At 55.4% G+C, this 12,161-nt stretch carries 11 protein-coding genes; 7 read left to right on the top strand and 4 right to left on the bottom strand.

Features of this window, described 5'->3' with window-relative positions; all coding sequences use genetic code 11:
• Window positions 1–2: 2 nt before the first annotated feature.
• On the bottom strand, window positions 3–1,547 hold the full coding sequence (gene ftsY / locus OC597_RS21165) for a signal recognition particle-docking protein FtsY (protein ID WP_262210386.1): 1,545 nt from the start codon (window positions 1,545–1,547) through the stop codon (window positions 3–5).
• 223 nt (window positions 1,548–1,770) lie between these two features.
• Between ftsY and rsmD the strand changes: the two genes are divergently transcribed.
• A complete protein-coding gene (gene rsmD / locus OC597_RS21160) occupies window positions 1,771–2,391 on the top strand; it encodes a 16S rRNA (guanine(966)-N(2))-methyltransferase (protein ID WP_262210384.1) in 621 nt (206 codons plus the stop codon).
• Window positions 2,381–2,653 (top strand): DUF1145 family protein, encoded by a 273-nt coding sequence (locus OC597_RS21155; RefSeq protein WP_006317223.1) that lies wholly within the window; start codon window positions 2,381–2,383, stop codon window positions 2,651–2,653. Before rsmD ends, OC597_RS21155 begins: the two co-directional genes overlap by 11 nt.
• Here OC597_RS21155 and OC597_RS21150 read toward each other — a convergent pair whose 3' ends face one another.
• Window positions 2,654–3,019, bottom strand: coding sequence for a DUF2500 domain-containing protein (locus OC597_RS21150; protein WP_262210383.1), 366 nt, complete (start codon window positions 3,017–3,019; stop codon window positions 2,654–2,656).
• 160 nt (window positions 3,020–3,179) lie between these two features.
• On the opposite strand from OC597_RS21150, the gene OC597_RS21145 reads away from it, so the two are divergent.
• Window positions 3,180–3,806 carry a lysoplasmalogenase gene (locus tag OC597_RS21145; protein ID WP_261259476.1) on the top strand — a complete coding sequence of 209 codons (627 nt, stop codon included), beginning with the start codon at window positions 3,180–3,182 and terminating at the stop codon, window positions 3,804–3,806.
• Between the two features lie 37 nt (window positions 3,807–3,843).
• Here OC597_RS21145 and OC597_RS21140 read toward each other — a convergent pair whose 3' ends face one another.
• Together OC597_RS21140 and OC597_RS21135 are read right to left on the bottom strand one after the other, a co-directional pair.
• Window positions 3,844–4,221 (bottom strand): AprI/Inh family metalloprotease inhibitor, encoded by a 378-nt coding sequence (locus tag OC597_RS21140; RefSeq protein ID WP_261425626.1) that lies wholly within the window; start codon window positions 4,219–4,221, stop codon window positions 3,844–3,846.
• Window positions 4,222–4,273: 52 nt separating this feature from the next.
• On the bottom strand, window positions 4,274–5,737 hold the full coding sequence (locus OC597_RS21135; RefSeq protein WP_261425628.1) for a serralysin family metalloprotease: 1,464 nt from the start codon (window positions 5,735–5,737) through the stop codon (window positions 4,274–4,276).
• Between the two features lie 613 nt (window positions 5,738–6,350).
• On the opposite strand from OC597_RS21135, the gene OC597_RS21130 reads away from it, so the two are divergent.
• The 4 genes from OC597_RS21130 (at window position 6,351) to OC597_RS21115 (ending at window position 12,156) form a co-directional block, all read left to right on the top strand.
• Window positions 6,351–8,666 carry a zinc/cadmium/mercury/lead-transporting ATPase gene (locus OC597_RS21130; RefSeq protein ID WP_262210380.1) on the top strand — a complete coding sequence of 772 codons (2,316 nt, stop codon included), beginning with the start codon at window positions 6,351–6,353 and terminating at the stop codon, window positions 8,664–8,666.
• A gap of 171 nt (window positions 8,667–8,837) precedes the next feature.
• Window positions 8,838–9,902, top strand: a complete 1,065-nt coding sequence (locus OC597_RS21125; RefSeq protein ID WP_262210378.1) for a hypothetical protein — start codon at window positions 8,838–8,840, stop codon at window positions 9,900–9,902.
• On the top strand, window positions 9,902–11,038 hold the full coding sequence (locus tag OC597_RS21120) for a BamA/TamA family outer membrane protein (protein ID WP_262210376.1): 1,137 nt from the start codon (window positions 9,902–9,904) through the stop codon (window positions 11,036–11,038). The genes OC597_RS21125 and OC597_RS21120 overlap by 1 nt, the downstream gene beginning before the upstream one ends.
• A complete protein-coding gene (locus OC597_RS21115) occupies window positions 11,038–12,156 on the top strand; it encodes a DUF4056 domain-containing protein (RefSeq protein WP_261285749.1) in 1,119 nt (372 codons plus the stop codon). Before OC597_RS21120 ends, OC597_RS21115 begins: the two co-directional genes overlap by 1 nt.
• Window positions 12,157–12,161: the final 5 nt, after the last annotated feature.

The following is a 12,161-nucleotide window of genomic DNA, read 5'->3' as shown; positions in this document are numbered from 1 at the left end:
TATTAATCCTCTCGGGCAAAAAGTGCCTCAATAAAATCGTCAGCCTTAAACGGCCGCAAATCTTCGATGCCTTCCCCAACGCCGATATAGCGAATCGGGATAGCGAACTGATCGGCAATGGCAAAGATCACCCCGCCCTTGGCGGTACCGTCCAGTTTAGTCAGTGTGATACCGGTTAAGCCTACGGCTTCATTAAATAATTTCGCCTGGCTGACCGCATTTTGTCCGGTGCTGGCATCAAGAGTCAGCATAACCTCATGGGGGGCCTGGTCGTCCAGTTTTTTCATAACGCGGACGATCTTCTTCAGCTCTTCCATCAGGTGCGCTTTGTTCTGCAGACGCCCTGCCGTATCGGCCAGCAGTACGTCGATACCGCGCGCCTTGGCGGCCTGTACGGCATCGAAAATCACCGAGGCGGAGTCTGCGCCGGTTTGCTGCGCGATGACCGGAATACGGTTACGTTCGCCCCACACCTGCAACTGCTCCACCGCCGCCGCACGGAAAGTATCCCCTGCTGCCAGCATCACCGATTTGCCTTCCGCCTGGAACTGGCGAGCCAGCTTACCGATGGTGGTGGTTTTACCCACGCCGTTCACCCCAACCATCAGAATGACATACGGGGTTTTACCACTAACATCCAGCGGCTGTTCAACTTTAGTCAGAATTTCAGACATTTCCTCCTTCAGCTTGCCGTACAACGCCTCAGCATCTTTCAACTGCTTGCGGCTGGCGTGTTGGGTCAGGGAGGTAATGATTTTACGCGTGGTTTCCACGCCGACGTCGGCAATCAGCAGCTGTTCTTCCAGCTCTTCAAACAGATCGTCATCAATTTTCTTGCCACGGAACAGACCGATAAAGCCGGAACCCAGATTCTGCTTGGTTTTCACCAGGCTACGCTTCAGGCGGGCAAAGAAGCCTTCTTTGGTCGGGCGCTCCTGTTCCTGAGTCACCGCAGGGGCCAGCAGCTCAAGTGGTTGTTCTTCAATCTCTTCAATAATGGCCGGTGCGACGATAATCGGCTCCAGCGCCACGCTGGCCGGCAGAGGCTCTGGCTCAGGTTCGATAACCAGCTCAGGTGCAATCACTTCAGGTTCTGGTTCGATAACCGGTTCTGGCGCAATCACCTCTGGTTCGGGCTCAACCACTGTCGGTTCAATCATGACAACCGGCTCAGGCTCGACAATCGGCTCGGCGATCTCTTCCGCTACCACAGGTTGTTGATCTGCCGCCACCTGTTCGGTAAGAGCAACAATTTCTTCCGCCAGCGTTTCTGCTGGTGCAGAGTGCTCGGTCACCACCGGCACGCTTTCGGCGATATGTTCGCCGGTCAGGCTGCCGTCCCATTCGCCAGGGGTCTCTACGGAGGCGGCAGGTTCAGATTCCTGGGCGGGGAGCTGGTCATCCAGCTTGGGAACAACCGGTTCAGCCGGTGTTTCCACGGCCTGATTTTCCGCCGGTTCTACCGACGTTTCAGGTTGCTGTTGCTCTTCTTCTTTCTGGCCGAAGCCCAGCCAGGAGAAAAACCCGCGTTTCTTATCTTTTGCCATGTTATGACTCTACTCCGTACCGAAGGCTTGCTTATACTGATAATTATTCCGCCGAGTCTATCACTTTCCCTCGCGCAGCAACACGCATCCGGTATGCTTTCCGCTGTGAAATCAGGCAACAAAGTTTTACCGTTTCCCCCGGCGCGTCTCACCGGTAGAATAGAGGCAACTTTTCGTTAACTTGTGCGGCCTTCACCGCCCCAGAAAGAAATAAAGCAAACCTATGACAAGAATATCGCCACGGGCGTCGGCCAAAAAACCGGCTCAGGCTGCGGCCGGGCAGATCCGCATTATCGGCGGCCAATGGCGCGGGCGAAAACTGCCGGTACCGAATAGCCCTGGGCTGCGTCCGACCACCGACCGCGTCCGTGAAACCCTGTTCAACTGGCTGGCGCCGGTGATCCAGGGCGCGCGCTGCCTGGACTGTTTCGCCGGTAGCGGTGCACTCGGCCTGGAAGCGCTGTCACGCTATGCTGGCAGCGTCACGCTATTGGAGTTTGAACGCCCGGTGGCACAGCAGCTGGAAAAAAATCTGGCGTTGCTGCAAGGGAAAGGCAATGTGGTCAATACCAACGCGTTAAGCTGGTTGGCGGGCAAAGCTCAGCCGTTTGACGTCGTATTCCTCGATCCACCGTTTCGCAAAGGGCTGCTGGCGGAAACCGTCACGCTGCTGGAGCAACAGGGCTGGCTGGCCGACGAGGCCTGGATCTATGTAGAAGCCGAAGCCGAAAGCGCCGCCACGGACGTCCCGGCCAACTGGCAGCTACACCGTGAAAAAGTGGCCGGTCAGGTGGCTTACCGTCTTTATATCCGTTCTCAAGAGAAAACCGACAATGCTGATTAATCTGGGTCGCCTGCTGATGCTGTGCGTATGGGGCTTTCTGCTCTCCAACCTGTTCCACCCTTTTCCCAAGCCGCTGAAGTACTTCATCGACGTGGCGCTGTTCTTTATGGTGGTGATGCACGGGCTGCAGTTGGTATTGCTGAAGTCGACGCAACCTAAAGATCAGCCGATAAGCTACTGGCAGGAAGCCAAGATCTTCATCTTTGGCGTCTTCGAGCTGCTGGCCTGGCAGAAAAAACAGCCGCCGATCAAAAGAAAATAACTATTGCGGCGCCGACTGGGCGGTAAAGGAGAGGTAGCGAGTTCCCTGCATCTTCAGCGTGCCCTGCGCGCCCTTTTCTATCGGATGGTATTGCCACTGCTTCAGCCGTAGCCGAATATCCTCACTGCCGCCCAACGGACTGAACACGATCTCATAGTTCATCGGTTCGTTGACCATTGTCTCACGCTGGGGCGCGCGGGTCTTGGCGACGGGGAATTCACGTTTATCGCTCACCGTGACCTGCAGGCTGCGCACCGGTGCGCGGTCGTTTTCCGCCTCCGAACGGCGCTGGTTGAAATAGCGATGCGTCGCCAGTACGGCGATCAACGCAATCACGGCGACAAAAAACAGCGGCGGCTTACTCATCTTGATTCCCATTCCCTTCGCAGTTAAATCGGCGTAAACATAGCATTCTCAAGAAAGCATTGTCGATTGCAGGCGCGCTGCCTACACTGCAATCAGGAAGTGACACTGGTGACAATTTGGAGCCGGAGGCTGTGGCTCCCATAATGAATAAGGAAGACATATGAGTTGGCCGTTCCTTGCCGTATTCTTTTCCGGTTGGCTGTTCGTTGATGCCTCCTACCGCGGGCCACGCTGGCAACGTTGGGTGTTTAAACCGGTTACCCTGTTGCTGCTGTTATTGCTGGCCTGGCAAGCGCCGGTTCTGGGCGCTGCGGGCTATTTGATCGTTCTTGGCCTGTTGGCGACGCTGATCGCCGACGCTCTGTTGCTGCTACCGCGTGAACGCGTGCTGTATGCCATTGGCGCATTTTTCCTGTCGAACCTGCTGTATACCCTGAGCTTCGCCAGTCAGATGACTTTCAGCCTGTTTTGGCCGCTGCCGTTGGCGCTGCTGGTGATTGGGGTGCTGTTGCTGGCGACTATCTGGACCCGGCTGGAAGAGATGCGCTGGCCGATTGCCACTCTGGTAGCGATGACGCTGCTGATGGTGTGGCTGGCGGGGGAGCAATACTTCATGCGCAGCACCGATTTTGGTTTTTCGCTGCTGGCGGGGACCTCACTGCTGTTGCTGGCCAACGTAGTGTGGCTGCTTAATCGCTATCGCTTTACCTTCCGCGCGGCCGATGCGCTGGTGGCATTCTGCTACTTCTCCGGCCATTTCCTGATTGTACGTTCGCTTTACCTGTAATTTCTCAGGGCGGGTTCGGCTGCCGAACCCGCTATGATTACAACAGCGCCTTCAGCGTCAGGCCGTCATCCGCACCAAGCTGGTTACGATAAATATCCCCGTCGCGCGAAAAGAACGCCAGCGTACTGCCGTCCGCCTGTAGTAAAGCGATGCCATCCGGCGCCGGACGCCAGCCGACCACCTCAGCCGTTAACACTTTCTTCAGGCAATCCTGCCGATCCACCAGGTGATAGCCGTTAGTTGCACTTTGTTCACTGGCCAAAAACTCGATCTGGCACTGCTGCTGTGCATCAGCGACTTGCCATTGTCCCGCCAGTGACTGCGCGGTCGGAAGAACCAAACTGCTGGCCATAACTGCCCCCGTAACCATTATGCTCCCCGCCATTATGGCGGCACGCGCCAAGCTGCCTTTCATATCGGCTCCTGCATAACGCCCGGCCAGATTACGCCGGGCGTTACCCTCACGGTTACACGATAAAATCAGTGGTGACGTCTACCTGACCCACGATTTTCACCAGGAAGTCCGGTGCCTGATGGCCACCGATATTCAGTGCCAAATCGCTGACGTTATTTGACGCATTGTAGGACAATAAGGCTTCGCCCACTGCACCGCTGAAATGATCGACGAAGTGGATTTGATCGCCAGCCTGTTTGCCCTGATTGAAGAACGACAGGTCAATTTTATCGGTGCCTTTCTGGAAATCCTTGATCACGTCGGAAGCGCCCGGTGCGGAATCGCTGACCGCAGAGAAAACAAAGATATCCTTGCCTGCGCCGCCCCACAGTTCATCCGCTCCACCACCGCCAAACAGCACGTCGTTGCCCGCGCCACCTTTCAGCACGTTGTTGGCCGCGTTGCCCACGAGCACGTCATTGCCCGAGCCGCCGATGGCGTTCTCAATAGTCACACCCGCCGCGATAGACACGTTGCCTTTCAGGCCGCCCACGTCGGAGAAGGACTTCTCGTTCAGATTGATACGCTGGTTGGCGGTGTAACCGGAGAAGTCGAAAGTGTCATTACCGCCCGCATCCCAGGCAGCAAAGATCACTTTTTGCGAGTTGCTGGTGGTGCTGAGGAAATCGCGGCCAGTATTGGAGTTAAAGCCATACACTGTGTCACCAGTGCGGGTCGACAGGTTGGCACCATACAGGTGCTGAATAGCGGCAATGTCATCCAACAGCGGTGCCGCTGCGTAGTGTCCGCCGTTATCACCGCCGGTGTTGGTTTCACTCCAGTAGCTCATCAGGCTGAACTCGCGGGTGTCCTCGGCATAGGTAACGTCATTGTAGGTTGGGTTGCCTTCACCGGCGTTGTACTCGCCCGGATGGCTCAGGCCCAGCGCATGACCAATCTCGTGGGTAAACGTCTGACGGCCATAGTCTTCGCTGGCCGGATGTTTAACGTTGGATTGGTTGACGTTGTACCAGGTCTGGCCGCCCAGATCCTGGCCCTGATAAATGGTATTCGGCAAGAAGGCGTAGGCCTGGGTGCCATAGTCATAATGGCCGGGACGATCCTGACTGTAGTTGCCAAAGGTGATATTGGCCTTTTGGCCGGCGGCAACTTCGGTGAAGGTGAGATTGGCCACGTCAGACCAGGATTGCAGTGACAGTTTGGCCTGTTGCTGCTGTTCCGCGCTGAACTTGCTCAGCCCGGTATCGCCGGCGACGTTGGTGGAAGAGAATTTATAGTCCGGGAACGAGAAAGTTAATTTGGCCGGTTGCCCAAAAACTTTATAACCATTCCAGGTTTGGTTCTCACGGGTAATAAACAGCCCAGCTTGTTCGTTTGAAAATGAGTCCTTGCCATTAACCTGGATCCCGTTGCCACGCTCGTGGTAATGCAACAGATCGTCTACAGCATTGTAGCCGGACCCGGTCGCTGCGAGGCTGGATTCAGTAACTTCAATTGCCTTTTTAGTAGATTGCATTGGTTCGATTCCACTCATTAGCTGATCGTTATCAATCAGACAGATAGACATAACCTGCCCGCTAGCCACGGAGAACGATCCGCCAGCTAACCGGAAGGGACTTATGCGCCGTTACCGGCAGTGTGTTAGATAGAATTAATGCATATATATCAGCAAATAAGATTACCGCTATAAATGGTAATCGATTCCAATTATAGGCAGGCTCGCAAAACTGAACATAAAATAATCAGCTATATATTTTCACAACGAAGGAGACTTATGCTGGTTTTTGGCGATCTTTACAATCTAAATGAAACTTAATAGTCACATGTTGGCAACAAACTTCAACAAAAATGCGGCCTGCAGGTGCAAGCGGATCGTGCTGGCATTTAAGTGACAAAAAGTTAAATTTAGCTAAAGAGTTATAGATTAATAACTCTTTATTATTAGCCACCGGAACTTTTAAGTTTGTATTGGAATAACATTTTATTATTTCGCCTAACGGCCTTACATCACCGCGATAACTCCCGCCTCACAGTTAGCAATAATTCTCATCCGTCGCTTGACTCTGGAGTTGACTCCAGGGTGTAGAGTCTGCCCAATGAACTTCATTAACGGCCCGGAGGGGGACGCTATGACTCACCATGAAAAGCATAATCATCAGGAACATCACCATGCGGAAGGCGGCTGCGGTTGCAACCACAGCCACAGTAAAACCCAGCACGGTTGCAGCAGTGAAAAGCCAAATGTCGCCAGCCCTGGCGAACATGCCCATACGCACGATCATGGCGCTGGCGGTTGCAGCACTGACGATCATGAGGATCCGGATGAGGAAAACGACAGGTTAACTGCCGCCCCTCTCTCCGGTAGCCAACGCTACAGCTGGAAAGTCACGGGTATGGACTGCCCAAGCTGTGCCAAGAAAATTGAAAATGCGGTGACCGCACTTCAGGGTGTCGACAACGCCCGCGTACTGTTTGCCACCGAAAAACTGGTGGTCGACGCCCAATCCGATATCAGCCTGCGCATTCAGGATGCGGTGAAACAAGCTGGCTTTACCCTGCTCGGCAGCCAGACCACCCAAGCCGATTTGCCAAAAACGTCGCGACTCGGCGAGTTTGGCCCACTGTTGCTGCTCACTACGCTGATGATCGTCAGTTGGGCACTCAGCATGGTCAACCCCGAGCTAAGCCGCATTGCCTTTATCGCCACCACGCTGGTAGGCCTGGCCCCGGTCGCTACCAAGGCGGTACGACTGATCCGCTCCGGCACACCGTTTGCCATCGAAACCCTGATGAGCGTGGCGGCCATTGGCGCACTCTTTATCGGTGCTACCGCCGAGGCGGCAATGGTATTGCTGCTGTTTATGGTTGGCGAGATGCTGGAATCCTATGCCGCTAACCGCGCGCGACGCGGCGTGAAGGCACTGATGGAGCTGGTGCCGGAAGACGCCCTGCTGTTGCAGGGAACACAACGCAAGCGCGTCCCCGTTGCCAGCCTGCGCCCCGGCGATGTGATTGAAATTGCCCCCGGCGGCCGTCTGCCGGCCGATGCCGAGCTGCTCAACCCGTTTGCCAGCTTCGACGAAAGCGCCCTGACCGGCGAATCTGTACCGGTCGAACGTCAGCAGGGCCAGAAAGTCGCAGCGGGCAGTTTGTCGGTCGATCAGGCCGCACAGATGAAGGTCATTTCCGAGCCGGGTAAAAACGCCATCGACCGTATTCTGCAACTGATTGAAGAAGCCGAAGAGCGCCGTGCGCCGATCGAACGTTTCCTCGACCGTTTCAGCCGTTACTACACCCCAGCAATTATGTTGCTGGCCATCGCGGTGATCCTGGTGCCCCCGTTGCTGTATGCACAACCCTGGGATACCTGGATTTATCGCGGCCTGACCCTGCTGCTGATCGGCTGTCCTTGTGCGTTGGTGATCTCTACCCCGGCGGCGATCACCTCCGGGCTGGCAGCCGCCACCCGTCGCGGTGCTCTGATTAAAGGCGGTGCGGCGCTGGAGCAGTTAGGCCAGGTGCAAACCATCGCCTTCGATAAAACCGGTACGCTGACAGAAGGCAAACCGACGGTTACCGATGTGCTACCGCTCAATGGCATCAGCGAACAGCAACTGCTGACCCTGGCCGCTGCCGTCGAGGCCGGTTCCCATCACCCATTGGCGCAAGCGATTATCAACCGCGCCGAACAGTATGGCGTGCCCCTGCCGCTGGCACAGGGCCGTCGCGCACTGGCGGGCGTTGGGGTCGAGGGTATGATCGACGGCAAAACCCTGCTGATCAGTGCTCCCGCCAAGCTGGCCGCTGGCCTGCTCACTCCACAGGGTGCCAGTCAGGTCGAACGGCTGGAAAATGCCGGTAAAACGGCGGTGGTGGTTCTGGAAGACGGCGTGCCGATTGGCCTGCTGGCACTGCGTGACACACTGCGTAGCGATGCCAAACAGGCGATTGCCGAACTGAAAGCGCTGGGGATCAACGGGGTGATGTTAACCGGTGACAACCCGCGCGCGGCGGCGGCGATTGCCACTGAGCTGGGGTTGGACTACCGGGCCGGGCTGCTGCCGGAAGATAAAGTGAAGGCGGTAACCGAACTGAGCGAACTGCGGCCAACGGCGATGATCGGCGACGGCATCAATGATGCACCGGCGATGAAAGCCTCCAGTATCGGCATCGCGATGGGCAGCGGTACCGACGTGGCGCTGGAAACCGCCGACGCGGCGCTGACACATAACCGGCTGGTGGGCGTGGCGGAAATGATCCGCATCTCACGCGCCACACACGCCAATATTCGGCAGAACATCACCATTGCACTGGGGCTGAAAGGGGTATTCCTGATCACCACCCTGCTGGGCCTGACCGGACTGTGGCTGGCGGTGCTGGCTGACTCTGGCGCTACCGCGCTGGTCACCGCCAATGCCCTGCGACTGCTGAAGAAGCGTCAGTAATAAAACAGCGTGTCGGGGCGCCACCTATGGCGCCCCGACACACAGACCTAAAAAATAACAGCGGCAAGGCGCACGTAATAACCATAATCAAAGCATGCCTTTACTATATTCTTCCGCCTCCTATTCACTGAAATCCGGTAAGCCCATGAAGCTTATTAGAGTAATGGTCGAATGAAATCGTCATATTTTAAAGCTCTGAACCTGAGCACCCTCCTTTTTATCCCTACACTGGCTCTGGCGCAGCAGCCTGATTCTGCCGCCACCGCACAGCTCATCGATAAAGCAGATCGCCCCATGTTCATCACCCAAAATACCTTGCCGGCATCCCAATCCCCTGAGCCTACGGCGAAATCCAAGCCAGAGCATCGCCTGCTGCCTATTTGGGGGGATGAAGCACGAGCCCGCGGCTATGACCTGCCGGAACCCTTCGGGATCGGTATCAATTACATGAACATGCGGCAGAATATTAACGTCGATAGCATCAACTTTACTGGATTAGGTTGGGACACATTCAATCTGCCATCCAATTTGTTCAAAATCGATGTGGGCAAAACCCGCGAGCAGAGCAAAACGGAAACCATGCGGCTGGATACCTGGGTGCTGCCGTTCCTCAATGTTTACGGCATCGTCGGCCATACCAAAGGCAGTTCGTTGTCCCAGGTCTCCGTTGATGCCGATCCCAGCCAACACACAGAAATGATGGAAAAAATCATCGCCGATGTCGTACACGGCATGAATAAACAAGGGACGCTACGCGATCTGGATTTCAAACTCGATTTCAAGGGCACCACTTACGGCGCAGGTGCCACGCTGGTCGGGGGATATGAGAACTGGTTCGCCTCGGTTGATACCAACTACACCCGCACCAATTTCGATATCCTTGATGGCCAAATTTCCGCGTTGACGGTGTCACCCCGCGTAGGTTACCGCTTCCTGGTGCCCGGTATCAGTGGGCAGACTCATCTAAACCTCTGGGTCGGCACCATGTATCAGGACGTGCAGCAAGAGTTCAAAGGCAGCCTGTCTGATTTAAGAATGCCGGCAGAACTTCAGTCCCTGATGGCCCTGGCCAATCAGAAAGGTGAAGGTCGTTTCGAGGTAAAGCAGCATCTGCAATCCCCCTGGAATATCTTGCTCGGTACGCAATATGAGATCACACGACACTTTAACTTGTTGACCGAGTTTGGCTTTAGCCAACGCAACAGCTTTATGGTCTCGGGTGAATATCGCTTCTGATGGCGATATCGATTCGCAGTTTGCCCCTGGTCTTGTTGGTTCTGCTGTCCGGTGCCCATGCCGCTCTGTTGTCACATCAACAAATAGATGAAATGTTGGCCCCTCTGGGGTCTAACAACCATTTCGACAGCAGTAAAACCATCGATTGGGGTGTCTTGCCCGGCCCGTTTTATACTCCAGAACTCGGTCTTGGCATCGGCACCGCCGTGGTGGGGATATACCGACCAGACCGCCATGACAGCATCAGTCAAAATTCGACGCTGGCGTTAAAAGGCTTTTTCAGCTCGACCGGAGCCTTTGGTGTTGGTTTTCAAAACCACAGTTTTTTCGCTGAAGACCAATGGCGCTTCTTTGCCGACGGTTCGCTCAATAATATGCCTACCTACTTCTGGGGCACCGGCTACCAGGCTGGGCATAACGACGGTAACAAGGAAAAGTATACTCAGCAGTCATTCCAGATAGCACCACAGCTGCTGTACCGCATTGCAAATGCAACCTACGCTGGGATTGGCTGGGATTTGTCCTCAACGCACGCCAGCAAAACTGAAGAGGGTGACAGCAGCCTGTTCAGGGCCCAAAAAGCCGGGGTTTCATCGTTAAGCTCGGGGATCAGCGGTTCGCTGAATTACGATACGCGTGATTTCGTTTCTAATGCCACACGCGGCCAGTTTATTCGTCTGAGCGACACTTATTTTGCACCGGAATTGGGCGGCGACAGTCGTTTCAATGCCGTTGAGGGTCAATACAATGCCTATCACAGTTTGAGTGCGAAAAGCGTGTTGGCGTTTGATGCCTACAGCCGCCTGACCACTGGTGATATCCCCTGGGACAGGTTGTCTGAGCTGGGCGATGACAAACGAATGCGTGGCTATTATCAAGGCCGCTACCGCGACAGGAATGTGTTCAGCAGCCAGATAGAGTACCGTCGCAAGTTGAACTGGCGGCACGGTTATGTGCTTTGGGCCGGAGCCGGAACGCTAAGCGATAAGGCCGGCGATCTGGGCCAGGGGCCCTGGTTACCCACGCTGGGTGCGGGTTATCGCTTTGAATTCAAACCGCAAATGAACGTACGGCTCGATTTTGGGATCGGGCGTGGAAGCAGCGGATTTTACTTTCAGGTTGGGGAGGCTTTTTAATGCGTTCTGTTGTGCTGCTATTTCTGTTGTTTGCCCCTATGCTGCCCGCCAAGCAACTGGAAACGCTGCTCACCTCGCAACCCACCCGCGAAAGCCGGATAGCCTGGCCGGTGACGGCGCCTCTGTCACCGCCGGACGGTTTACGTCCCTGCTGCGCCTTTGGTTATAACCTCAAAGCGCAAGCCTTGGGCATCCCAGTGCCGTTTTATCAGTTGAGTAACGTGGTGGATGCAGACCGGCTTGGCACCCATCACTATAACGACAGCGCTTTCAACGCCATCAGCAACTTGCTGGGGTTTGGCAGTGAACAATTGGGATTGATATACAGCCATCGGGGGGGATTTATCGATATCGCTCACGTACGCGATACCGCCGACAATACCCTCTTCCTGTTCAGCCAACTGCTCCCCCGATTGGGTCAGCAGTGGCATATCGATCTTAGCCCTGAGCTGGCAACGCGTCGCATACAGCTTAACGCCTTTACCCCACCTCAGGATGCAGCACAGCGCTATACGCTGGCGGCCTATTTGGCAGGGGAAATCGCCTTTCAAATGGCGGCATGGCATGAGATTGCACAGTGGTATGGCTACCGTTCCGTACCGGGATTTTCTGAGGAGGTCTCGGCTTTTTCACCGGAGGATTTGTATTCCAATCTGCTGGGGGCACGACTGGCGATTGATGCAATTTTGCAAGGACAGGCGGTATCTCTCACTGCCTACAACAGCGCCATGGAGAGGCTGCTCCCTCAGGCTCTGCACCAGCTTGGCGCGGTATCCATCAGGGCAACTCAGCGGCAGTTTGACGGTATTGACGGTGACTGGTGGGACAGCCATCGCCGGGTGCCGGAGAAGTTTTTGGTGTTAAAACGGGATTACACCACCGCAAGCAATCGCCTGCCCGCGCTGCCTACGTTCGAGAAGACCGCCCCACAGCGCCTGATGTTACCGCTACAGGTTCAGGGATTCAGGCTGGCAAACCTGGGCGAGCTGCAGCTCTGGCCGACGGATGCCATGCGCAATCTACCGGCTCCGCACCACTATTACCGCCCGCCGGACTTCAATGGATTGGCATGGCATGCTCGCGCATTGGACGCACAGCAAATATTGCAAAAACGCTAAGTAAA

The sequence above is a fragment of the Serratia proteamaculans genome (assembly GCF_946227095.1).
GTDB classification, from domain to species: Bacteria; Pseudomonadota; Gammaproteobacteria; order Enterobacterales; family Enterobacteriaceae; genus Serratia; species Serratia proteamaculans_E.
The sequence above is the reverse complement of the archived record's forward strand: the minus strand, read 5'-3'. Positions and strand labels throughout refer to the sequence as shown.